The 22,601-nt window shown below is 48.1% G+C and carries 21 protein-coding genes and 1 tRNA gene; 17 read left to right on the top strand and 5 right to left on the bottom strand.

The window, feature by feature from the left end:
- The first annotated feature begins 56 nt into the window (after window positions 1-56).
- The 5 genes from THAL_RS01065 to THAL_RS01045 all read left to right on the top strand — a co-directional run bounded on the left by THAL_RS01065 (window position 57) and on the right by THAL_RS01045 (window position 2,949).
- Window positions 57-129: transfer RNA gene (locus THAL_RS01065), tRNA-Gln, on the top strand.
- 32 nt (window positions 130-161) lie between these two features.
- On the top strand, window positions 162-1,091 hold the full coding sequence (locus tag THAL_RS01060) for a ribose-phosphate diphosphokinase (protein ID WP_012991258.1): 930 nt from the start codon (window positions 162-164) through the stop codon (window positions 1,089-1,091).
- 105 nt (window positions 1,092-1,196) lie between these two features.
- Window positions 1,197-1,778 carry a 50S ribosomal protein L25/general stress protein Ctc gene (locus THAL_RS01055; protein WP_012991257.1) on the top strand — a complete coding sequence of 194 codons (582 nt, stop codon included), beginning with the start codon at window positions 1,197-1,199 and terminating at the stop codon, window positions 1,776-1,778.
- Window positions 1,775-2,347, top strand: a complete 573-nt coding sequence (gene pth / locus THAL_RS01050) for an aminoacyl-tRNA hydrolase (RefSeq protein ID WP_012991256.1) — start codon at window positions 1,775-1,777, stop codon at window positions 2,345-2,347. The genes THAL_RS01055 and pth overlap by 4 nt, the downstream gene beginning before the upstream one ends.
- On the top strand, window positions 2,344-2,949 hold the full coding sequence (locus THAL_RS01045) for an L-threonylcarbamoyladenylate synthase (protein WP_012991255.1): 606 nt from the start codon (window positions 2,344-2,346) through the stop codon (window positions 2,947-2,949). The genes pth and THAL_RS01045 overlap by 4 nt, the downstream gene beginning before the upstream one ends.
- Here THAL_RS01045 and secA read toward each other — a convergent pair.
- Both secA and THAL_RS01035 read right to left on the bottom strand, forming a co-directional pair.
- The gene (gene secA, locus THAL_RS01040; protein WP_012991254.1) at window positions 2,929-5,727 is read right to left on the bottom strand and encodes a preprotein translocase subunit SecA; all 2,799 of its coding nucleotides are present in this window, start codon (window positions 5,725-5,727) and stop codon (window positions 2,929-2,931) included. The genes THAL_RS01045 and secA overlap by 21 nt on opposite strands.
- 15 nt (window positions 5,728-5,742) lie before the next feature.
- Window positions 5,743-7,137, bottom strand: a complete 1,395-nt coding sequence (locus tag THAL_RS01035; protein WP_012991253.1) for an FAD-binding oxidoreductase — start codon at window positions 7,135-7,137, stop codon at window positions 5,743-5,745.
- 29 nt (window positions 7,138-7,166) lie between these two features.
- Here THAL_RS01035 and THAL_RS01030 point away from each other — a divergent pair, with 29 nt between their 5' ends.
- A complete protein-coding gene (locus tag THAL_RS01030; RefSeq protein ID WP_012991252.1) occupies window positions 7,167-8,171 on the top strand; it encodes a hydroxyacid dehydrogenase in 1,005 nt (334 codons plus the stop codon).
- On the opposite strand, the gene THAL_RS01025 is transcribed toward THAL_RS01030, so the two are convergent.
- Window positions 8,140-8,358: a hypothetical protein gene (locus tag THAL_RS01025; protein WP_012991251.1), complete on the bottom strand. Its 219-nt coding sequence runs from the start codon at window positions 8,356-8,358 to the stop codon at window positions 8,140-8,142. The genes THAL_RS01030 and THAL_RS01025 overlap by 32 nt on opposite strands.
- Before the next feature lie 30 nt (window positions 8,359-8,388).
- Between THAL_RS01025 and THAL_RS01020 the strand changes: the two genes are divergently transcribed.
- From THAL_RS01020 to THAL_RS00995, 6 genes are read left to right on the top strand one after another with little or no spacing between them, the layout of a single operon-like run.
- Window positions 8,389-9,015 (top strand): 3'-5' exonuclease, encoded by a 627-nt coding sequence (locus tag THAL_RS01020; RefSeq protein ID WP_012991250.1) that lies wholly within the window; start codon window positions 8,389-8,391, stop codon window positions 9,013-9,015.
- Between the two features lie 56 nt (window positions 9,016-9,071).
- Window positions 9,072-10,064, top strand: coding sequence for a phosphate ABC transporter substrate-binding protein PstS (pstS, locus tag THAL_RS01015; protein WP_012991249.1), 993 nt, complete (start codon window positions 9,072-9,074; stop codon window positions 10,062-10,064).
- Between the two features lie 7 nt (window positions 10,065-10,071).
- The gene (gene pstC, locus THAL_RS01010; protein WP_012991248.1) at window positions 10,072-11,016 is read left to right on the top strand and encodes a phosphate ABC transporter permease subunit PstC; all 945 of its coding nucleotides are present in this window, start codon (window positions 10,072-10,074) and stop codon (window positions 11,014-11,016) included.
- On the top strand, window positions 11,016-11,894 hold the full coding sequence (pstA, locus tag THAL_RS01005) for a phosphate ABC transporter permease PstA (RefSeq protein ID WP_012991247.1): 879 nt from the start codon (window positions 11,016-11,018) through the stop codon (window positions 11,892-11,894). Before pstC ends, pstA begins: the two co-directional genes overlap by 1 nt.
- Complete coding sequence (pstB, locus tag THAL_RS01000) at window positions 11,891-12,646, top strand: phosphate ABC transporter ATP-binding protein PstB (protein WP_012991246.1); 756 nt, start codon at window positions 11,891-11,893, stop codon at window positions 12,644-12,646. Before pstA ends, pstB begins: the two co-directional genes overlap by 4 nt.
- A 2-nt stretch (window positions 12,647-12,648) precedes the next feature.
- Window positions 12,649-13,152 carry a DsbC family protein gene (locus THAL_RS00995; RefSeq protein ID WP_012991245.1) on the top strand — a complete coding sequence of 168 codons (504 nt, stop codon included), beginning with the start codon at window positions 12,649-12,651 and terminating at the stop codon, window positions 13,150-13,152.
- A 10-nt stretch (window positions 13,153-13,162) separates the two neighbouring features.
- Here the strand turns inward: THAL_RS00995 and THAL_RS00990 are convergent, their stop codons facing one another.
- A complete protein-coding gene (locus tag THAL_RS00990) occupies window positions 13,163-15,175 on the bottom strand; it encodes a heavy metal translocating P-type ATPase (RefSeq protein WP_041434149.1) in 2,013 nt (670 codons plus the stop codon).
- 90 nt (window positions 15,176-15,265) lie between these two features.
- On the opposite strand from THAL_RS00990, the gene THAL_RS00985 reads away from it, so the two are divergent.
- Genes THAL_RS00985 through recG form a run of 5 tightly spaced genes read left to right on the top strand, consistent with a single transcriptional unit; the run spans window position 15,266 to window position 21,854 of the window.
- Window positions 15,266-16,564 (top strand): succinate--CoA ligase subunit beta, encoded by a 1,299-nt coding sequence (locus THAL_RS00985; protein ID WP_012991243.1) that lies wholly within the window; start codon window positions 15,266-15,268, stop codon window positions 16,562-16,564.
- Window positions 16,565-16,566: 2 nt separating this feature from the next.
- A complete protein-coding gene (locus THAL_RS00980; protein ID WP_012991242.1) occupies window positions 16,567-17,592 on the top strand; it encodes a succinate--CoA ligase subunit alpha in 1,026 nt (341 codons plus the stop codon).
- Window positions 17,589-19,058, top strand: a complete 1,470-nt coding sequence (gene metG / locus THAL_RS00975) for a methionine--tRNA ligase (protein WP_012991241.1) — start codon at window positions 17,589-17,591, stop codon at window positions 19,056-19,058. Before THAL_RS00980 ends, metG begins: the two co-directional genes overlap by 4 nt.
- A complete protein-coding gene (locus tag THAL_RS00970; RefSeq protein ID WP_012991240.1) occupies window positions 19,055-19,525 on the top strand; it encodes a nucleoside deaminase in 471 nt (156 codons plus the stop codon). Before metG ends, THAL_RS00970 begins: the two co-directional genes overlap by 4 nt.
- Complete coding sequence (gene recG, locus THAL_RS00965) at window positions 19,503-21,854, top strand: ATP-dependent DNA helicase RecG (protein ID WP_012991239.1); 2,352 nt, start codon at window positions 19,503-19,505, stop codon at window positions 21,852-21,854. The genes THAL_RS00970 and recG overlap by 23 nt, the downstream gene beginning before the upstream one ends.
- Here recG and THAL_RS00960 read toward each other — a convergent pair.
- Window positions 21,842-22,597 (bottom strand): hypothetical protein, encoded by a 756-nt coding sequence (locus THAL_RS00960; protein WP_041434049.1) that lies wholly within the window; start codon window positions 22,595-22,597, stop codon window positions 21,842-21,844. The genes recG and THAL_RS00960 overlap by 13 nt on opposite strands.
- Window positions 22,598-22,601 lie beyond the last annotated feature (4 nt).

Raw genomic sequence — 22,601 nt, 5'->3', positions numbered from 1 at the left:
AAGGGTGAGAGAAGGAGCTCACCTAAGAGGTTGGAGAGTTTTTGAGGTGGAGAGCTTGGGGTGTAGCTCAACTGGCAGAGCACCGGACTTTGGATCCGGGGGCTCCTGGTTCGAGTCCAGGCACCCCAGCTTTCCCCTTTTATAAATAAGGAGAAGTCATTATGTATGGTTCTATAAAGCTCCTGACGGGAAACAGTAATCCTACTTTAGCGAGAGAAGTGGCCGAGTATCTGGGTGTTCCCCTCACCGATATGCTGGTGACCCGTTTCAGTGACGGGGAGGTCAGAGTCCAGATAAATGAATCTCTGAGGGGTGAGGATGTATTTGTGTTACAATCTTTGTGTCCTCCTGCCAATGAAAATATAATGGAGCTTCTCCTTATTCTGGATGCTATAAAGAGGGCATCTGCCGGCAGAATCACCGCCGTCATCCCTTACTACGCTTACGCGCGACAGGACAGAAAGGACAGGCCCCGTGTTCCTATAAGTGCTCGCTTGCTGGCAGATCTGATAACTACCGCCGGAGCTCAGAGGGTAGTGGTGGTGGATCTCCACTCACCCCAGATACAGGGCTTTTTCGACATACCTGTGGACAACCTCTACGCTCTTCAGGTCCTTCATCAGTATCTACAGGAAGATGCCGGTAAAGACACGGTGGTGGTCTCTCCCGACGCCGGTGGTGTGGAGAGGGCACGTCTATTGGCCAACAAACTGGGAAGTTCCATAGCCATCATCTACAAACGTAGACCTGAACCCAATGTGGCAGAAGTTCTGGACATAATAGGAGATGTGGAAGGTAAGAGAGCGGTTATAGTGGACGATATCATAGACACGGCGGGAACCGTGTGCGCTGCTGCTGAACTTCTACTGGCGCGTGGAGCCACAAGGGTGGACGTGGTGGCCACCCACGGTATCTTTTCGGGTCCAGCAGTGGATCGTCTCATGAAATCACCCATTCAGGAGGTGGTGGTGACCAACACCATCCCTCCCAAAGACTTTCCTAAGTTAAGAGTGGTATCGGTGGCTCCTCTCCTAGGGGAAGCCATAAAGAGAATACACGAAGGAGAGTCCGTGAGCTCTCTCTTCACATAAAGGTGTCCCAAAGGCCGCCTGCTGGGGATGGGCACCTTTAAAAGGGCGGGATACAAATACCCCAGCCCCAGGCACAGTTAGTGTCTGGGTTGTAGGACGTGGAAGATGAAGAGGATAGAGGTAAAACTGATTCCCAGAAAGCCTGGCAAGAAAAGTGAGATAAAGCGCATGCGTAAGGAAGGTTATGTACCTGTAGAGATCTACGGTAAGGATGTGGAGAACACACACGCCTATATGAAAGTGAAGGATCTTCTCAGCTTGCCTCACGGTGAAACCTTCCTTCTGGTGGCAGAGATAGAAGGAGAAAAAAGAGTGTGTCTCCTTAAGGAAGTTCAGACGGGTTGGTTAGGTGACGATCCTCTCCACGTGGATCTGTACGATATATCCCACGTGAGAGAGTTGGAGTTGGAGGTGCCCGTAGAGTTTGTAGGCACACCGGCAGGTGTAGGGTTGGGTGGCACCTTTGAAGCGGTACTAACTACTCTCACCGTAAAGGCACCCATAGACAGGATACCTGACAAGATAGTGGTGGACGTATCGTCCTTAGGTTTAGGTGATGCCCTTCACGTTAGAGATATACAGCCTCCGGAAGGTTGTATCATCATGGATAACCCTGAGGAGGTGGTAGCTGTTGTGCTAGAACCTGAGGTAGAAGAAACCACAGAAACTACCGAAACCACCGGATGATAAAGGCGGTCGTTGGATTGGGTAATCCCGGTAAAGAGTATGAGAGAACCAGACATAACGTAGGTTTTATGGTTTTGGATCAGCTGGTGAGTAGACTTAGGGTAAGGGATTACACGGAGGAGTGTCTTTCCCACCTGTACAGGGCTAAGGTGGGGGGCAGAGAGGTGTTCCTGGTAAAACCACAGACCTATATGAACAACTCTGGTCTTGCTGTGTTTAACCTTCTGGAGGATTACCAAATACTACCGGAAGAGCTTCTGGTAGTACACGACGATCTTGATCTTCCTTTAGGTAAAATGAGGTTGAGAACGGAAGGGAGTAGCGGCGGACATCACGGCGTAGAGTCCATAATAAGGGAGATAAAGACGGAACGTTTTCCGCGCCTTAAGATAGGTATAGGAAGACCTAAAGACAAAAGTAAGGTGGTTCAGTACGTGCTTTCTCCTTTTTCAAAGGAAGAAGAGCCCATACTCCTCAAGGTGCTGGAGCGAGCCACCGAATGTATCCTGCGGGTTTTGGAAACATCACCCGAAAGTTCCATGAACTTCTGTAACGCTCCCATACTATGAGTTTGGTGGTGAGTCCCTCCAAGGTGTTTCGGGTGGCCGAGGTTATACTGGAAGGAGGGATAGCTTTTGCACCCACCGATACCATATATGGCCTTCTGGCTAACGCTCTAGACAGGAGAGCGGTGGAGAGACTCTTCGCCATACGAAGACCTTCAGGAAGACCTTTTCTTCTGCTGATTCCTCAAGAGGACTGGATAGAGGAGCTGGGTCTCATTATAGGCCCACGCCAGAGAAAACTCCTCTCCCTTGGTATAACTCTGGTGATCCCTAAGAGAACATCTGTACCCCTTTACCTTACGAGGGGTAGGAAAAGTCTTGCCGTCAGGTTACCTTCTTCTACGGCAGGTTTCATAAGAGATCTGCTAAAGGTGGTGGGAGTTCCTCTCGTAGCACCCAGCGCAAATCCAGAAGGACTGAAACCAGCCACCAGCGTGAAGGAAGGTATGGCCTACTTTGGTAGGAGAGTGAATATTTACGTGGATGCAGGTAAGATAGTGGGTAAGCCCTCCACCATAGTGAGACTTATAGGTTACAGGAGTGTAAGACTGGTCCGTGAGGGGAACGTTCCTTTTCGGGAAGTTCTACGTTTTCTTTCTTCTTGATTGAAGCCGCTCCTTAAGAGTTTTCCTCTTTGGCCCTTTTTGATCTGCCTTTTCCTGAGGAGCCAAGTAAACGGCTTTCTTGAGGAGCTCTTCCTTCTCTTCCTCCTCCCTCTGTATCTCTTCTTCCAGCTCCTCCGGAGATCTTACCTGTAGTCTCAGTACATCTCCTAGCACACGTTCTTTGAAGTTTCTCATCATGTCCTCAAAGAGGTAAAAGGACTCCTTCTTGTACTCCACAAGAGGATCCTTGGCTGCGTAACCTCTCAGGTATATACCCTCTCTTAGCCTGTCCAGTATGTGCAGATGCTCCCTCCAAAGATGATCAAGGGTGGACAGCATAACTATCTTAAGAACTTGTTGGTATAGTTCTTCCCCTAGCTCTTCCTTCTTCTTACTCAGTGTCTCCATAACCTTTTTCACCACTAACTCCACCAGTTCTTCTCTATCCCTAACGGTAGGCAAGTTTATCTCCTCACCTGTGAGGTCCCTAAGGTACTCTTCCAGAGATTTTGTATCCCATAACTCCGGATCATCTTCTTGCAGAAACTCCTTCACTCGTTCCGACAGAACATCTCTCACAAACTCCTCCAGATACTCCTCCAGACCCTTACCTTCCAGTATGTCTCTACGCATAGCGTAAACAGCCATCCTCTGGGTGTTCATAACGTTGTCGTACTCCAGCAGTCTCTTCCTTATCTGGAAGTTCTGGGCTTCTAATCTCTTCTGGGCGTTCTCAATGGCCTTGGTAACCATCCTGCTCTCTATGGGTTCACCTTCCGGGATCTTCAGGACTTCCATAAGTTTCTTTACTCTGTCACCCCCGAAAATGCGCATAAGATCGTCCTCTAGGGATAGTACAAAGCGCGATTCACCGGGATCTCCTTGCCTACCTGCTCTGCCCCTAAGCTGGTTATCTATACGCCTGCTCTCGTGTCTTTCGGTTCCTATCACCAGAAGACCACCCAGTTCTACTACCTTCTTTTTCTCCTCTTCCGTAATTCTGTAAGCTTCCTCAAGGGCCTCTTTCCACTCCTCCTGGGAAGCTTCCTGAGGATCCTTACCCCTCTTGATAAGGATCTCTCTGGCCAAGTACTCAGGATTACCTCCCAGCAGTATGTCGGTCCCCCTACCTGCCATGTTGGTGGATATGGTAACGGCACCCAACCTCCCAGCCTGGGCTATAATCTGAGCCTCTTTTTCGTGATGCTTGGCGTTGAGAACGTTATGAGGTATTCCTTCCTTCTGGAGAAGTTGTGACAGATGTTCGGAGTCCTCTATGGATATGGTACCTACCAGTATAGGTCTTCCTTTGGCATGTTCTTGTTTTATGATGTCCACCACCGCTTTCCATTTTTCTTTCTTGGTTTTAAAAACCAGATCAGGATGATCTATCCTCCTCATGGGTCTGTGGGTAGGTACCACCACTACATCAAGACCGTATATCTCCTTAAACTCTAAAGCCTCCGTTTCTGCCGTTCCTGTCATACCGGCCAGTTTGGTGTAAAGTCTGAAGTAATTTTGGAAGGTTATAGAGGCAAGAGTTTGGTTTTCTTGTTGTATAGGCACACCTTCCTTTACCTCTATAGCCTGATGCAGACCATCCGACCAGCGTCTTCCGGGCAGAACCCTTCCTGTAAATTCGTCCACTATCAGTACTTGGTTATCCCTCACTATGTAGTGAACGTCCCTCTTGAAGAGATGATGTGCCCTTATGGCCTGGTGTATAGCATGTAGGAGGTCTATGTGTCTTATGTCGTAGAGGTTTTCTACTCCCAGAAGCTGTTCCAGTTTCTTTATACCTGACTCCGTGAGATGAACTGTCCTGTGTTTTTCGTCCACCGTAAAATCTTCGTCCTTGACCAGCTTACGCACTACCCTGTCCGCCGTGTAGTATATCTCCGTGTCCATTTCTGCCGGTCCTGATATGATGAGGGGGGTTCTCGCCTCATCTATGAGTATAGAGTCCACTTCGTCTACTATAGCGTAGTGGTGTCCTTTCACCTGTACTATCTCTTCCAAGGAGAAGGCCATGTTGTCTCTTAGGTAATCAAAACCAAACTCGTTGTTGGTACCATAGGTGATGTGAGCCTCGTAGGCCTCTCTCCTGGTGGTGGGTACCAGCTTGGTAAAGAAGGCCTTCTTGGCCTCCACACTGGCAAGATGAGAAGGTAAAACCTCTTCGGTATAACCCGCCGGCCAGACTCTCAGGTTTTCCTCTATAGCTCTCTGGGCAAGTTCCTCATCCACCCACTCCACCAGATAAGAGGAGTAGTCAGAGTTTATTACCCCCACCTTAAGCCCCAAAAACTTGTAAATGGGACCCATCCACTGAGCATCACGCCTCGCCAAATAGTCGTTTACCGTCACCACATGAACACCGCGATCTGTAAGAGCATTCACAAAGGCTGAGGATGTAGCCACGAGGGTTTTACCTTCTCCCGTCTTCATCTCCGCTATCTTGCCTTCGTGAAGCACCAAACCACCCAGAAGTTGCACGTCAAAGAACCTAAGGCCTAATGTGCGTTTTCCTGCCTCCCGCACTATGGCAAAGGCCAGAAGAACTTCTTCCCTTATCTTTCCTCGGGTTATGTCTTCTCTCAGTTCTTCGTCGTTGAGTACCTTAGTGTAAAGATCCTGAGCCAGCTGTCTTATCTCTCTGTTGGTGAGAGGATCCAGCTCCTTCTCTTTTTTAGTTATCTCTTCCACAAACCTCTTTAATCTCTTTACTTCCCTTTCGTTCTTTGTACCTAATATTTTCCGGATGATCCAGCTTAACATAACATTAAGTATAAACTATACTTCCAGCATCTTACCGGGATTGAAGAGGTTTTTGGGATCAAAAACAGACTTTATAGACTTCAGTAGCTCGTAACCAACATCTCCCATCTGCCACTTCAAAAACTTTCTTTTCGTGAGTCCCACACCGTGTTCTCCTGTTATGGATCCACCAAAGGCCAGCGTCATCTCAAAAACCTCATCCACAGCTTGTTCTGCCCTTTCCTCTTCTTCTCTGTTAGCTTTGTCATAGAGAAAGTTCACGTGGAGGTTTCCATCACCTATGTGTCCAAACACCGCTACCATAAGCTGGTACTTTTGGGCTATCTCTCTCACCTTGGGTATCACCTGGTGAAGGGTGGAGCGTGGGACCACTATATCTTCGTTTATCTTTCCTGTTTTGAGATTTCCGAGAGCAGGACCTAAGTTTTTCCTAGCTGTCCACAGCTTCTGAGCTTCTTCCTCGGTACTGGCCGTTTCCACCTTAACCTTCATGCCTTCTAACAGCTCTTTTACCAGCTTTATGTCTTCCTGCACGCTCTGAGGTGTGCCGTCCACCTCTATGAGGAGGACCGCTTCCGCGTCTTTGGGTAGTCCCACCGGTTTGAACTCTTCCACCGCCCTTATGGCGTTCTTGTCCATAAACTCAAGAGCAGAGGGAAAAACTCCCGACGTGAAGATTTTGGTGACCGCATGTCCTACATCTTCCAGGTTGTGAAAGATAGCTAAAGCAGTCAGTCTCGCCCTTGGCTTAGGGATGAGTTTCAAAACAGCCTCTGTGATGAGTCCTAACGTGCCTTCCGAACCTACCAGTAGTCTGGTGATGTCATAACCGGCTACGTCCTTTATCACAGGGCCACCTGTCTTTACCGTTTTCCCCTCCTTTATGACGGCCGTAAGGCCTAACACGTACTCTCTCGTGACACCGTACTTGAGACATCTGGGTCCACCGGCGTTCTCCGCTATGTTCCCCCCTATGGTGGAGTATTTGAAGGAAGAAGGGTCCGGAGGATAGAACAGTCCCAAGGACTCTACATACTCCTGCAACTGAGCGGTTACGACACCCGGTTCAGCGTAAGCTACCGCGTTATCCAGATCTACCCTAAAGCGATTCATCCGTTCAAAGGAAACCACCACACCCCGTTCCACGGTAGGAACCGCACCCCCAGTCAGTCCTGATCCTGCACCTCTCGGAAAGATGGCTATATCTTCCTGATAACACACCTCCACCAGTTTCTCCACGTCATGGTGATTTTCCGGAAACACCACCGCCATGGGAACCGCTCTCTCTATAGGTATGGGTGTGGCATCGTAGGAGTAGAGCTTCCTCTCCACCAATGAAGTAAGCACCTTGTCTTTTCCCAGTATCTCTATAAGCTTGTCCTCTGGCTTCCGTCTCAGTATGCCCAACATAAGTTAGAAATTTATGTGATAATTACTGTATGACCACAGTAGTTTTCACCAGCTTGTGGAGGGAGGATGAGGAATACTACAGGGAACATCTGAAAGGTATGAAGGTCCTTACCTTTTCTCAGAGTATAGAGGAGCTTCCGGAAGAGGTTCTGTGTGAGGCAGAGGTGGCCTGTGTCTTTGTGATGGATCGCGTATCTTCTCAGGTTTTGGAAAAGATGCCTAGATTAAAACTCCTTCACACCCGTTCGGTAGGTTATGACCACATAGACATAGAGGAGTGCAGAAATAGGGGTATAGTGGTCACTCATCTGCCCGAATACTCACCTTCGGCAGTGGCTCAACACGCCTTTGCCCTCCTACTGCATCTAGTAAGAAAACTGGATACGATAAAGGAGCGCGTCAGAAGGATGGATTTCTCCCAGTCTTATCAACTGATGTCCAGAAATCTGGAGGACATGACTTTGGGGATCATAGGTACCGGTAGGATAGGTTCCCTTATGGCCAGGTATGCTCTGTCTTTTGGTATGAAGGTTCTAGCCTACGATGTGGTTACCCGAAAAGATCTGCTAGATCTGGGAGTCAGATACACATCCTTAGAAGATCTGCTGAGGGAAAGTGACGCTGTATCCCTTCACGTACCTTACACACCCCAGACCCATCATCTTCTCAACGCCTCCAACATGTCCCTTCTTAAGGACGGCTGTATCATTATCAACACATCCAGAGGTGCTGTTATAGACACAAAGGCCCTGTATCACTTTTTCCGAGAAGGAAAGATAGGAGCTGTTGGTTTAGATGTTTTTGAGGAGGAGAAGACTCTAATTTTGGGAAGGTACAGAGATGGTGAAGGTAGCTCACTACTCTTAAAACTCCTGGAGATGACCCACAGTGACAGAGTCATCATAACACCTCACGTAGCCTTCCTGACAGATAGGGCTGTCAGTAAGATAAGGGAAGAGACCCTCAGGATCCTGAGGGCCTACGCTGAAGGTGATATGACTTTTATTTCATCTTATTCTGTTTTCCGTGCTTGATGTGTCCCTTCTTTTTACCATGAGCCTCTTTGTGCTTCCTCTCTGCCTTTCCCTTATGGGGTTCTGCCGGTACGGCGGGTTTCGCTCCCGGAGTACCCGGTGTAGGTTCTGCAGGTGTGGCAGGTGTGGCACCTTGCTGTGCCATAACAAAACCGGCTGTTGCTAAAAGTAGCATCAGTTTTCTCATGGTTCACCTCCTTAGAATATAAAACTCGTCATGCTGTATGAAAAGAAGATGAAAAGAGGCATTCTAAAGTTTCTTTTGGGAGACAGGTTCTACGATGTTAACTGGGATGTGGACAGAAACAGGAGGGTGGAGGATACCGTTTTCGTGGTGCTGGATACAGAAACCTCTGACATAAAAGGTACAAACCTCCTCAGTGTAGGTGCACTAAAGGTGGTGAACCTTACTCTAGATCTCTCCACAGCCTTTCACGTAACGGTAAAGAGTACGCCCACAGACCACACGGGGATAAAGGTGCACGGCATAACACCTCACGACATCAGACAAGGTATGAAAGAGGAAGAAGTGTGTGACCTTTTCTTAGCCTATGCTAAGGGAAGTGTTCTCGTTGGTTACTTTTTAGACTTAGACATAAGGGCTATAAACAGAGCACTGAGAAGACACAAGAAGCCACCTTTCTGTCCTCCTTCCCTGGACCTTCTGGATCTTCTTCCACCCAGTAAGAAAAACATCCCTTTAGAGGAGCTCTTACTCCACTATGGTCTTCCGGTAACCCAAAGGCACTCTGCCATCGAAGATGCCTACATGACGGCCCTCCTCTTTCTTGTACTTATGACGAAACACAGAGGTAAGAGACTCTCCCAGCTTCCCGTATCTTAACAGATTCTTAACAGACGATCGGTATACTGAAAGGTAAAACCTTAGGAGGTATGGCTATGAGAAAAACTTTGGCTGTTCTTGCCGTATCGGCCCCCCTTTTTGCTATGGAGATAACAGGTGCCGGTGCTACCTTCCCTCAACCCCTCTATCAGCGTTGGGCTTACGAATTTGAGAAGGCTACGGGTTATAAGGTGAACTATCAGGGAATAGGGTCGGGTGGTGGTATAAGGCAGATTACCAACAGAACCGTAGACTTTGGTGCATCGGACGCTCCTCTGACCCCGGAGGAGTTGGAGAAGAACAAGCTTCTACAGTTTCCCACCGTCATCGGTGCTGTGGTTGTTACCTACAACGTTCCGGAGTTGGGTAAAAGGGTCCTCAACTTAGATTCAAAGGCGGTGTGTGATATATACCTGGGTAAGATAACCAAGTGGAACGATCCTTACCTGCAAAGTATAAACCCTGGCGTAAGACTTCCCGATAGGGACATAGTGGTGGTACACAGATCTGACGGATCAGGTACCTCCTTTATATTCACCACATGGTTGTCTCAAACTTGTCCAGAATGGAAGGAGAAGGTAGGTGCGGGAACTGCGGTAAACTGGCCCACAGGAATAGGTGCCAAAGGTAATCCCGGTGTAACCAACTACGTGAAAAGATCCGAGGGTGGGATAGGTTATGTGGAGTACATATATGCCAAGGAGAACAACCTTCCCATGGCCAGGATAAAGAACAGCGCAGGTCATTGGGTTGAGCCTTCTCCCAAAACCATGCAGGCAGCAGCAGCGGGAGCTAAGTGGGATCCTTCCAAGCACTTCTATGAGGTTTTGGTAAATCAACCTGGTAAGGACAGCTATCCTATAGCGGGTGCCACCTTCATCTTGTTGGCCAAAGACCAACCCGAAAGATCCAAGAAGGCCACCACCTTTTTCCGTTGGGCCTTTGAGAAGGGTGACAACACCGCTCTTCAGCTCCATTACGTACCTCTTCCCAAAAAGGTTAAGGAAGAAATCTTCAAGTACTGGCAACAGCACGGTGTAAATCCTTGATGGTATAATGCATACAGTGGCTGGTCTGGGAAAAAAACTTCTGGACAGAACACTGGCCTTACTTTTGGCGCTGTGCAGTTTGGGGGTGGGGCTTCTCTTCCCACTCCTTGTTCTTACAGTACTGGTTAAGGAAGCTCGCTTAGCCATAAACACCTTTGGACTTTCCTTTTTGGTAAACACCACGTGGGATCCGGTAGCTCAGCAGTTTGGGGGTGCCACCATGGTGGTGGGCACCTTGCTGAGTACTTTTCTGTCCCTTCTGATAGCTGTGCCCGTAGCTATAGGAGTGGCCATATTCCAAACAGAGATGGCTCCCCGTTGGTTAAGACCTATAACGGCTTCCTTGGTGGAACTTCTGGCCTCTATTCCCAGCATAGTTTACGGTATGTGGGGGTTTTTGGTGCTGGCTCCCATAATGGCTCAGAAGGTGGAACCTTTCCTACAGAAAAGTTTGGGTCAACTGCCTTTGGTGGGTAAACTCTTTGATGGCACACCCACAGGCATAGATCTTCTCACCACCAGCGTTATCCTCTCCCTTATGATAATGCCCTTTATGGCCTCCGTTATAAAGGATGCTTTTCAGATGGTACCACCCGTGATGAAGGAATCTGCTTACGCCATGGGTGCTACGCGTTGGGAGGTTATAAGGAAAGTGGTGATGCCTTACACCATGTCCGCCATGGTGGGTGGTGCCATACTGGCCACAGGAAGAGCCTTGGGAGAAACTATGGCTGTGGCCTTCTTGGCAGGTAACACTCCCCAGATACCCAGATCTCTTCTGGACTCTTTTACCACTATAACGGTGGCCTTGGCCAACCAGTTCACAGAAGCAGATACGGATCTTTATCTTTCCTCCCTTTACTACCTTTCTCTCCTGCTCTTTCTAGTTTCCATAACCCTACTGGCGGTGTCTAAGTACCTTCTGGCGCGCTTTGAGGGGAGGACAAGCTAATGAAGAGGCGCAAGCTCATCAGCAACCTTATGATGATACTCTCCGGCTTGTTGGCCTTTTACGGAATAGCCTGGCTCTCTTGGATCTTCTTTACCCTTTTCATTAACGGAGTGAGATACATAAATGTGGATTTCTTTACCCAAGACCCAGTTCCTGCCGGTATGGAAGGAGGTGGTGCCAAAAACGCTCTTGTAGGCCACCTTATCATAACCGCTCTGGCCACCATGATGGGAGTACCCATAGGTGTAATGGCAGGTGTGTACTTTTCAGAATACGGGAAAAACTCTCCCCTTTTTAGGGTTTTGCGTCATGTTACCGATATTATGGTGAGTGCCCCTTCTATAGTGGTGGGTGCTGTAGTTTACGCTCTTATGGTGAAACCTATGGGTCATTTCAGTGCTCTTGCTGGTTCCGTTGCTTTAGCCCTCATAATGCTTCCCGTTATAGCCATAACCACCGACGAGATGCTGAAACTTGTTCCTCTTCAGATGAGAGAAGCTGCATACGCCTTGGGGGCTTACCGTTATAATGTCATCTGGAAAGTAGTACTCAGAGCGGCCAAAAGGGGTGTTATGACAGGGATCCTCTTAGGTATAGCTCGTGTGGCAGGTGAGACAGCCCCACTTCTTTTTACCGCCTTTTACAACGATGATACCTCCTTCTCTTTGCTCAAGCCTATGGCTTCTCTCACTGTTATGATGTATAACTACGTGATGGGACCTTATGAGGAATGGCACCAACAGGCCTGGGCTTTAGCTCTGGTTTTAACAGTGGGTGTGTTGTTTCTCTTTCTCCTGTCCAGAATACTGCTCCATACCCGTTTCACCTCTCCCATATACTACATCATAAAATCTCTGTTACGGAGGAACGGGTTATGAACTCACCTAAGATAGAGGTGATAGATCTGAACTTTTACTACAACAAGAATCACGTCCTTAGGAACATCAACATGCCTGTTTACGAAAACAAAGTTACCGCCATAATAGGACCATCCGGTTGTGGTAAGACCACTTTATTGAGGTGCTTCAATAGGATGCATGACCTTTATCCAGGTAACAGGTACGAAGGTAAAATTCTTCTGGACGGTAAGAACATACTGGACAAAGACGTAGATCTTATGGAACTCAGAAGTAGGGTAGGGATGGTGTTTCAAAAACCTACTCCTTTCCCTATGTCTATATTTGACAACGTGGCCTTTGGTCTCAGGTTGAGGGGTGTGAAAGGCAGTGAGCTCCGCGATAGAGTGGAGCAGGCACTGAAGGACGCAGCCCTCTGGGAAGAAGTTAAGGACAGGCTCAAGGAGTCCGCCTTCTCCCTGTCGGGTGGACAACAGCAGAGGTTGTGCATAGCAAGAGCCATAGCCATAGAACCTGAAGTGCTTCTCTTTGATGAACCAACATCAGCCTTAGATCCCATCTCCACCGCTAAAATAGAGGAGCTGGTGGTGGAACTTAAGAAGCGTATAACGGTGGTTATAGTAACCCATAACATGCAACAGGCTGCCCGTGTATCGGACTACACCGCCTTTATGTACTTAGGTGAGTTGGTGGAGTTCGGTCCTACAGAAAAGATCTTTACCAGACCTTCTCAAAAGTTGACAGAAGACTATATAACGGGGAGGTTTGGCTGAACATGGTACGTTTTGTCTTCTTCCTCTTTCTCATCGCCTCCTTTGTGCAGGGAGAGGATATAGAGAAGGAGTTTCTAAAGGAGCAGATCAAGAGTGTTCCTTTAAACAAAGCGGTGATAGTTGGCAAAGGAAAAGAGAGAGTTTTGGTTTTTATGAACCCTGACTGCCCTCACTGTAGAAAAGAATGGCAGGAACTGAAGGGTTGTCTTCATAAACTGCGCCTTTACGTGTTTTTGGTACCTTTTCCCAGATTTCCCGAAAGCTATCAAAAGTCCGCCTATGTGGTCTGTTCTAAGAATCATCTAAGAGCCCTCGACGAGGTTCTTTCGGGAAAATGGGATCAAAGGCCTCTACCTGTAAAGTCATGTCCTCTTCTCAAAGAGCACGAAAGGATAGCTAAGGAAATGGGTGTGTCTGCAGTCCCCTATAATATCCTCCTAAGAGATTATACGGTGGTCAGTGGTTACTCACCTGACCTTAGAAAAAAGTTATCGTGTGACAGGTAAACCAAAAACATCATGGTCTTACAGAGTTGATCACCACAGCCACCGAGGATAGGACCATGAGAAGTCCTGCCCATTCGGGTTTTAGGGATATGCCAAAACTGGCCAGTCCTCCGGCCGCCACAGGAATAAGAAGTACGTTGTAAGAGAAGGCCCAAAAAAGGTTCTGTTTTATTCTCCTACTTACAGTTTTCTTTATACGAAACAGTTCCACGAGCCCACCTATACCTCCAAGGAGCACTACATCTCCCACCAGTTTTGCCACTTCAGTACCCGATCCCATAGCCACCGACATGTCCGCTTTGGCCAACGCAGGAGCGTCGTTTATGCCATCCCCCACCATACACACTCTGTACCCTCTTTTCTGATACTCCTCCAGCACTTGCATCTTGTCTTCGGGTTTTACCGAAGCGTACCATTCTTCTATACCTAGCGCATCAGATATGCTCTTGGCTCTCTCTTCTCGGTCTCCCGTAAGCATCACCACCTTAAGACCCATTCTTTTTAGTTGGTCCACCGCCTGTGGTGCGTCCTCCCTTAATGTATCTTCTACGTAAAACTCCGCCAAAACCTCCTCACCTCTGTAAATGGCCACCCAGCCGTTCTCCTTACCTTTAAGGGCGTACTCATCGCACAGAATACCTACACCCACCACCTCTTTACAGTGGGATGGAGGATCTGCCGAGATACCCAAATTGGCTGTGTATTCCCTTATGGCCTTAGAGTAAGGGTGATTGGAGAGACTGCTAAGAGCGTGAGCTACTCTCAAAGCTTCCTCATCTCTTACTCTGACTTTCACCACCTTAGGCTTTCCTTCTGTAACCGTCCCTGTCTTATCCAAAAACACCACATCCACTTCCCTCTCAAAAATGGAAGGTTCCTTTATGAGGATACCTCTACTGTATGCACGGGAAAGACCCACCACTATAGCTAAAGGCACAGCTATTCCAAAAGCGCACGGACACGACACCACCACCACCGCCAGAGCGTAAGTTAAGCTTCTCTCAAGATCGTGGGTTCTCCACATCCAAAAGGCAAATACTAACAGCGCCAGTATCAGTACGCCCTGCACGAAATAGTGGGCTATCTTGTCGGAAATTCTCTGTATGTTGGGCTTTTCTGATAGAGCTTTTTCCACCAGCTTTATGAGAAAAGACACGTAGCTACCGCTAAAGGTTTTCTCCACCTTCATCACACCGTATCCATCCACCACCAAACTACCCGACAGAAGAAGAGCACCTGCCTCCATCTTCACCGGTTCTGACTCACCTGTTATGAGAGACTGATCCAGCCACACAGTACCTTCTTGCAGATGGCCATCCACCGGTATCAGATCACCTTTCCGTAGAATTACCCTATCTCCCTTAAACACCTCGGAGGGACTTTTCTCCTCCTCACCTTTAGGACCCAACACCCTCACCTTGACAGTCTGAAAACCAAAAAGATCCCTAAGCTTACGGGTGGCACGTTTTTTAAATCTGTCTTCCACCCACTTTCCCGTCCTTACGAAGGTAATGAGAAGAGCAGAAGTCTCAAACATAGGATGCGCCTTTAGGAAACCTACGAGGCTCAGGAGGCTGTAGAGGTAAGCGGTGGTACTACCAACAGCCACCAGAAGGTCCATGTTGCCCACACCTGCCCTTGCAGAGAGGTAAGCAGATCTGTAAAAACTCCACCCACCCACCAGTTGTACCACACCCGCTAAGAGAGCTTGTAAGTACAAACTCCAAGGTTGGTGTAAAAACATAAGGAAGACTATGGGGACACTCAGGATATAACACAGCGCCAGCACCACAGCAGAGAAATCTCTACCCGTCAATGAGTCCTCCACACGGTAACCTAAGGACTCTATGACGGCCACCACATCTTGAGGAGATATAAGCTCTTCCTCTATCTCCACCCAAACTCTTCCCAGTTCAAAGGAGACCTTAACGTCCTTAACCCCGTGCAGTCTCCTCAGGTTAAGCTCTATGGCTCGTGCACAGTTAACACATGTCATACCAGAAACCTTAAGACTCAACCTCATGGGTTCCAATATAAAGGCACAGGCATGTGAATTCAATCTTTCAATTTGTGTTATAATTCTCATCATACCTTTTTGACGGAGGCAGACGGGATGAACCTCTACGAGTACGAGGCCTACGATAAGATCTTTAAGAAATTTGGGATACCTGTCCCCAGATACATGTTTGCCGACCATGTCAACGACCAGCTTGTGGAGTTTATAAACCAGCTGGGTGAGTGTGTGGTTAAATCTCAGGTGCTGGTAGGAAAGAGGGGTAAAGCGGGTGCGGTGAAGGTGTGTAAGAACCCTGAGGAGGCTGTGGAAACCGTTGAGGCTCTCCTCCAATATCCCGTCTACGGTGAGATGCCTGTAGGTGTTTTGGTGGTGGAGAAAGCCAACATACTGAAAGAGCTCTACGCTTCCATAACCTACTCTACAGAGGTTAGAGCTCCCGTAGTGACCCTTAGCTTAGAAGGTGGCATGGACATAGAGGAAGTCCCTCCGGAGAAGGTAAGAAGCTGGGTTATAGATCCACTGAAGGGCCTGTATCCTCATATGGTGAGAAACTACCTTTTGGAGCTGGGTTTCCCTCAGGAGTACATGGGTGTTCTCAGGGAGTTGTCGGAAGTGATAGCCAACATGTGGAGGGCTTTTTGGGAGTCGGAGGCGAGACTTTTGGAGATAAACCCTCTTGCCATATGTCAGGTGGGTGATAAGCAGAAGGTCTTAGCGTTGGATGCTGTTGTCACTATAGATGACGATGCTTCTGTACCTCCCACAAAGATATACGGTGTGCGTACGGCTCTCAAGAGACCTCCTACAGAGAGGGAGATACAAGCTTCTCTCATAGATAGAGATGACCACAGAGGGAAGGCTGGTTCCTACGTAGAGATGGACGGTGATATAGCTATGATGACCTTCGGTGGTGGTGGTTCCACCGTTACCATAGAGACCGCTTACGCGGTGGGACTCAAGCCTGCCAACTTCACCGACATAGGTGGTAATCCCCCTGCCGAGAAGATGTACAAGATAACCCGCATCATCCTCTCCAAGCCTGGTATAAGGGGTGTTCTGGTGTGTGGAGGTACCGCCAACAACACGCGTATAGATGTCACTTTGGGTGAAGGTGTGGCTAACGCTATAAGGGATCTCTACAAGGAAGGTAAGTTAGATCCCAACTGGATATGGGTGGTGCGTAGGAATGGACCAGAAGCGGAGAAAGGTCTCCGTATGTTGTACGAAGCCTTCAAAGAGTGTGGTGTTAAGGGAGAGATATACGACTCCACACTGCCTCTTACGGAGGCACCTATAAGGCTCAAGGAACTGTTAGATAAGTGTCAGTCTGTAGCCAAAGAAAAACAAGAAGACAGAGCTCTTACAGAAGAGCAGGCAAAGGATCTGGGGGTGTAAAAATGGTAGGAACTGTCTATCTTAACGACCAAACAAGAATACTGGTGATGGGCATTACGGGGAGAGAAGCCTCCCAGGTGGTAACCGAATCGGAGGCTCTTTACCCAGGCTTTGTGGTGGCAGGTGTCACTCCCGGTAAGGGTGGATCACAGGTAGCGGGTAAGCCTGTCTACAACACAGTGAGAGAAGCCCTCCAAAACCATCCTGAGATCAACACGGGACTGGTGTACGTGCCTCCCACTTCCGTAAAGGATGCTGTTATAGAACTGGTGGATGCCGGTATAAAGCTCATCTACATCATCACCGAGCACGTCCCCATAAGAGATACAGTGTACTTTTATCACTACGCCAAGGAGAGGGGAGTTATAATAGTGGGGCCTACCTCCTTGGGTTGTATAGTACCACGCATACCTGCCAGGATAGGTGCCATAGGTGGTAAGGACCCTTCCATAGCTTACGCAGACGGTGGTCTCGTTATTCTCTCTAAGTCAGGAGGTCTCACCACCACCACGGCGGAGATGTTCAAGAGGAGAGGTTGGGGTGTTTACATGGCTCTCGCTTTGGGAGGAGACGTCATATCCTGCACCACTTTTGCCGACGTATTGGAAAAAATAGCAGATGATCCCAACGTGAAGGGCGTTATAATACAGGGAGAAGTGGGTGGCTCTTACGAGGAACAGGCTGCTCAGACCATTCTGAGACTGTACAAGGAGGGTAAATGGAACAAACCTGTTGCTGCCTTTGTAGCAGGGAGATTCCAGGAAAAGCTGGAAGGTGTGTCCTTCGGACACGCAGGTGCCATAGTGGAAAGAGGAAAAGGTAAAGCAACGGACAAAATAAGGGCCTTCAACGAGGTAGGCAAGGAGACAGGTCTGGTGATGGTGGCCGAGTTTTATCACGATCTGGTACACTGTATAGAAGAGCTGGGTGTTCCAAGAGACTTTGAAGACAGTACACCTGAGGGCAGAGTAAAACCTCTCTACTCCACCATAGATGAAGAGACTTGTAGCTTTAAACCCAGCGTATGAAGTTTTACGTCACCACACCTATATACTACGTAAATGACGTGCCCCACATAGGGCACGCTTACACTACTGTGGCGGCCGACACACTGGCCCGTTTTTACCGTATGAGGGGTTACGAGGTTTTTTTCCTCACCGGTACCGACGAACACGGTCTTAAGATCCAGAAGACGGCGGAGGAAAAAGGAGTACATCCCAAAGATCTGGCCGACCAGAATGCATCCAACTTTATGGAGCTATGGCGTTTTATGAACATCAGCTATGACCGATTCATAAGAACCACAGATCCAGATCACCAGGAAGTGGTACGTGAGATGTTTCAGAAAAGTTGGGAGAGGGGAGACATATACTTGGGAGAGTACGAAGGTTGGTACTGTGTAGGTTGTGAGGAGTTTAAGTCAGAATCAGAACTTCTGGAAGGTAAGTTATGTCCCCTTCATCTAAAACCTTGTGAGTACGTAAGGGAACCCTCTTACTTCTTTCGTCTCTCTAAGTATCAGGAAGCTCTTCTTAAGCTGTACGAAGAGATGCCCGACTTTGTAAGACCTGAACACCGCCTGAGGGAAGTGGTGTCCTTTGTAAGTATGGGTCTCAGAGACCTTTCTGTTACGAGACCTGCCAGTAGAGTTAGGTGGGGTATAAGGGTTCCCTTTGATGAAGAACACACCATCTACGTGTGGTTTGATGCTCTCTTTAACTATGTGTCCGCCGTAAGAGAAAGGATGCACCTATGGCCAGCTGACTTACACCTGGTGGGTAAAGACATACTGCGTTTTCATGCCGTTTACTGGCCTGCTTTTCTTATGTCAGTAGGTCTGGACATACCGCGCACCGTGTTCGCCCACGGGTGGTGGAAGGTGGAAGGACAGAAGATGTCCAAATCTTTGGGAAACGTGGTGAGTCCCGTAGACTTGGTGAAGGAGTACGGTTTGGATCCGGTAAGATACTTTCTCCTTAGAGATATGCCTTTTGGAGACGATGGAGATCTTAGGAGAGATAACATCCTCAAAAGGATAAACGGTGAACTGGCCAACGAGATAGGCAATTTGGTGAGTAGAGTGCTGTCTATGGTTCTTAAGTACACACAGGGTAAAGCGACGGGTGGTAAGGATGCTCAGTACGAAAAGGTGTGCGGTGAAACTATAAAAAGGTATGAGGAACTTATGGGTAGAGTGGACTTTTACAACGCTCTGGAGGAGGTCCTCAAATTCTCCTCTTACCTTAACAAGTACGTGGACAGTAAAGCTCCGTGGCAGATGGCCAAAGTGGGTGATCCCTCTCTGGATGATGTTCTCTACACTCTTGTGGATGGTTGTTTTGTCGTGGGGTATCTCCTCTATCCTTTTGTGCCCCAAAGCATGGAAAAACTCATGCAAGCCATCGGGATAGAAAAACTTCCCCAGCAGATAAGACCTTACAGTTTTGCCGGTTACACCGTCAGAGAAAAGGTGAACCTTTTCCCCCGTATATGAAGGACTCTCACGAACCTTTTGTGAAGGCTTGTCTTCTGGAGGCACACAGAGCCTTTAGAAAAGGCGAAATACCTGTGGGTTGCGTGGTGGTAAAGGAAGGCAGAATAATAGCGAGAGCCCACAACAGAACGATAGCCCTGAAAGATCCAACAGCCCATGCTGAGATACTGGCTATAAGGAAGGCCCTCAAAAAACTGGGTGAAAGCTTCCTCTACGGCTGCACCCTTTATGTGACCCTAGAACCCTGTGCTATGTGCGCTTACGCTCTTGTGTTGGCCCGCGTGGATAAAGTTATATTTTTAGCACAGGACGAGAAGCTGGGTGCTGTCATGAGCCTTTATAATCTTCTGGATGAGACCGCCTTCAACCACAGGGTAAGGTGGGAGTTTCTTCCTGTAGAGGAAGCGGGTAGACTTCTGAGAGACTTCTTTAAGAATCTTCGACATGGAAAGGCTGGAGAAGGCTAAGGACTTTATAAAGCAACTGGAGGAACAAAACTATCTCAGACTAAAGAGGAGCTGGGGAGCGGGAATGTACCTTTTTAACCTCCTCAAAGAGTACCTGGAACCTTCCTGCCTTGAGCTTCTGAAAGAATTTGACAAGCTTCCCTTTGAAAAGAAAGTGGCTGTACTACGACTAATTAAGGAGGCCATCAAAGAGCCCACTGTTCCCGCCGTTAGTTTCCAAAATGAGGAAAAGTATCCGTTAGAGTGGTTCTTGGAACCTTTAGATAAAGTAAAGGGTCTGGATTTCAAGGAAAAGAAACTCCTCAAGAGCCTTGGAGTGGAGGATATTCTTTCCGCCCTTTGGTTTCTTCCCGTGAGATACGAAGACAGAAGACTCTCTACCAGCGTGCGCACAGCCCTTCCAGGCAAGCGTTACGCCCTAAAGGTAAAGGTGGTGGAACTAAGAGAGGACAGTTCTGATACATATCCTCTGCGCGTGGTGTGTACAGACGGTACAGGTTATCTGGTTCTCAGGTTCAGATACAAAGATCCCCGTGTTAAGCTTCGCTTTAAACCCTCCACACAACTGATAGTTTACGGAAGAGTCAAAGAGTTTCAGGGAGAAAAGTACATGGTACATCCCGAGATTCTATCGGAGGAAGAGGCAGGATCAATACTACCTTTTTACAACATCAGAACCAAAAACGAACAGAGTCTATCCGCTAAGACACGGCACAAGCGCGTAAGAAAGGCCATGTTTCACATAACGGAATTGGCCAAACACATGCCAGAATACATACCTCGGGAAATTCTGCAGAAGTATAACTTCTTGGAAATAGGAGAAAGTTTCTATCTCACCCACAGACCTCCAACCGGTGATGAGGAGACCCTCAACAGCTTTTTGGCACCCTTTCAGAGAAGGCTTGTGTACGATGAACTTTTCATCTTCCAATTGGCTTTGCAGCTAAGACGTTCGGAGATACGCAGCCAGAAAGCCCCTACCCTGAAAGAAGGCAAAGAATGGGTGGAGCAGTTCGTAAGCAGCCTGCCCTTTGAACTTACCGGTGCCCAAAAAAGGGTTATACAGGAGATACTGACTGACGTGGAAAAGGAAGTACCCATGAGCAGACTCCTGCAAGGAGATGTGGGAAGCGGTAAAACAGTGGTGGCTATGGCCATAAGCTACGCCTTTGCTAAAGAGGGTTACCAGACGGCGGTGATGGTACCTACCGAGATACTGGCCCGTCAACACTACGAAAACTTCAGAAAGTTTCTGGAACCTATGGGGGTAAGGGTGGGTCTTCTCACCAGCTCTGTAAAGGGAAGAGAAAGGCTCAGCGTTAAGTATCACACCGCCAGAGGCCACCTCCACATACTGATAGGTACTCACGCCCTTTTACAGGAAGAGGTGGAATTTAACCGTTTAGGTTTTGTGGTGGTAGATGAACAACACAGGTTCGGCGTTCTTCAGAGGAAGATACTTCTTCAGAAAGGGAGAGGGTTTTACCCTCACTGTTTGGTGATGAGTGCCACCCCCATACCCCGTACCTTAGCCCTATCCCTCTACGGTGACCTGGATGTGTCCTTTTTGGATCAGATGCCTGCTGGCAGAAAACCTGTCATCACCACTATAGTTTTTGAGTCTCGCACAGAGGAAATGCTGGAAGTTATAAGAAGAGAACTCCAAGCAGGTCACAGAGTTTACGTGATATATCCCCTTATAGAGGAGTCAGAAAGGTTATCTTTGAAAGCTGCCACCACCGAGTACGAAAGGTGGAAGAACCTGTTTCCTGAGAGGAACGTTCTCCTGCTGCACGGTAAGATGAAAGATTCAGAAAAGATAGCCATCATGGAGGAGTTTAGAGAGAAGGGAGACATACTGGTGTCTACCAGTGTGGTGGAGGTAGGTGTTGATGTGCCTACCGCTACCGTGATGGTGATAGAGTCGGCTCACAGGTTTGGACTTTCTCAGTTACACCAGCTTAGAGGTCGCGTAGGGAGATCTAACCTCACCTCCTACTGTTTTCTGGTGGTACCCGATCAAGAAAGGTATTCGCCAGCCATGAGAAGACTCAAGGTTCTGGTGTCCACCTACGATGGTTTTAAGATAGCAGAAGAGGATATGTTGATGAGAGGTCCCGGAGAGCTTCTCGGAGAGTCTCAATCAGGCTTCTTTGGTTTCAGAGTGGCCAACTTTATGAGGGAACAAGACAGAAGACTTCTGGAGCTGGCCCGAGAAGATGCGTCAGAGCTCATAAAGAAGGATCCCTTCCTCCTAAACCATGCTGATCTCAGAAAGATGGTCCTTTATCGGTACGGTGATAAGATGGATCTTTCTCACATAGCCTGAACCTTGAAGGGTGGAAGGCACGAAACAAAACGCAGTCCCATAAATATGTTCCATACGCGCAGTTTGTAAGAGAAAATCTCCACGCGATAGATCCCTTCCTCTGTCAGGACCAGGCTTAGACCGCTTTGCGGGTAAACGCCCCATAGCTCTTGATTCTTCCACACCAAAACCAACGTGTTACCCTCCGTGTTGAGGGTCAAAACAGATTGGAGAGGTACCTCTTTGTCTCCCAAAAAGAAACCCTTAGGTGAATATATGTAGACACTAAGGTTCCTTCCTACTACAGGCACCGCCTTACTCATATCCTCCTCATCACACCTAAGTAGCAAGTTATACCTCTTACCCAATATGAAAGAGTAGGAAGGAAAGTCCCAGTTCCAGACAGAGATAAGGACCGGAATGTCCGATAAGATGGGTTTACAATCACCTTTGGGTAAAAGTTGGTAAGGATCAGGAGGCTCTGCACGTAGAAGGTATGATGGGATAAAATCAAAAAGGAAGTAAGAAAACCACCTTATCACGCCTATGTCCTCAAAACCGTAACCCTCTTGGTAAGGTACTTCTTTGTGGATACCTAACAGAGAAAGTTCCTGTTGTAGTTTGTGGGGGTTACCTAAGGGAGCGTTGTAAACGGTCCTAACACCCAAAGCTACCCTACACTCTCTACTATAGGGAATTGGAGATGGTCTTAAAGGTGAGTAGTTGGTGCTGGAAAAGAAAGAAACAGGATACAGATGATACACAAAA

The organism is Thermocrinis albus DSM 14484 (assembly GCF_000025605.1).
GTDB classification, from domain to species: Bacteria; Aquificota; Aquificia; order Aquificales; family Aquificaceae; genus Thermocrinis; species Thermocrinis albus.
Note: the sequence above shows the minus strand (reverse complement) of the source record. Positions and strands in the feature narration are given on the sequence as shown.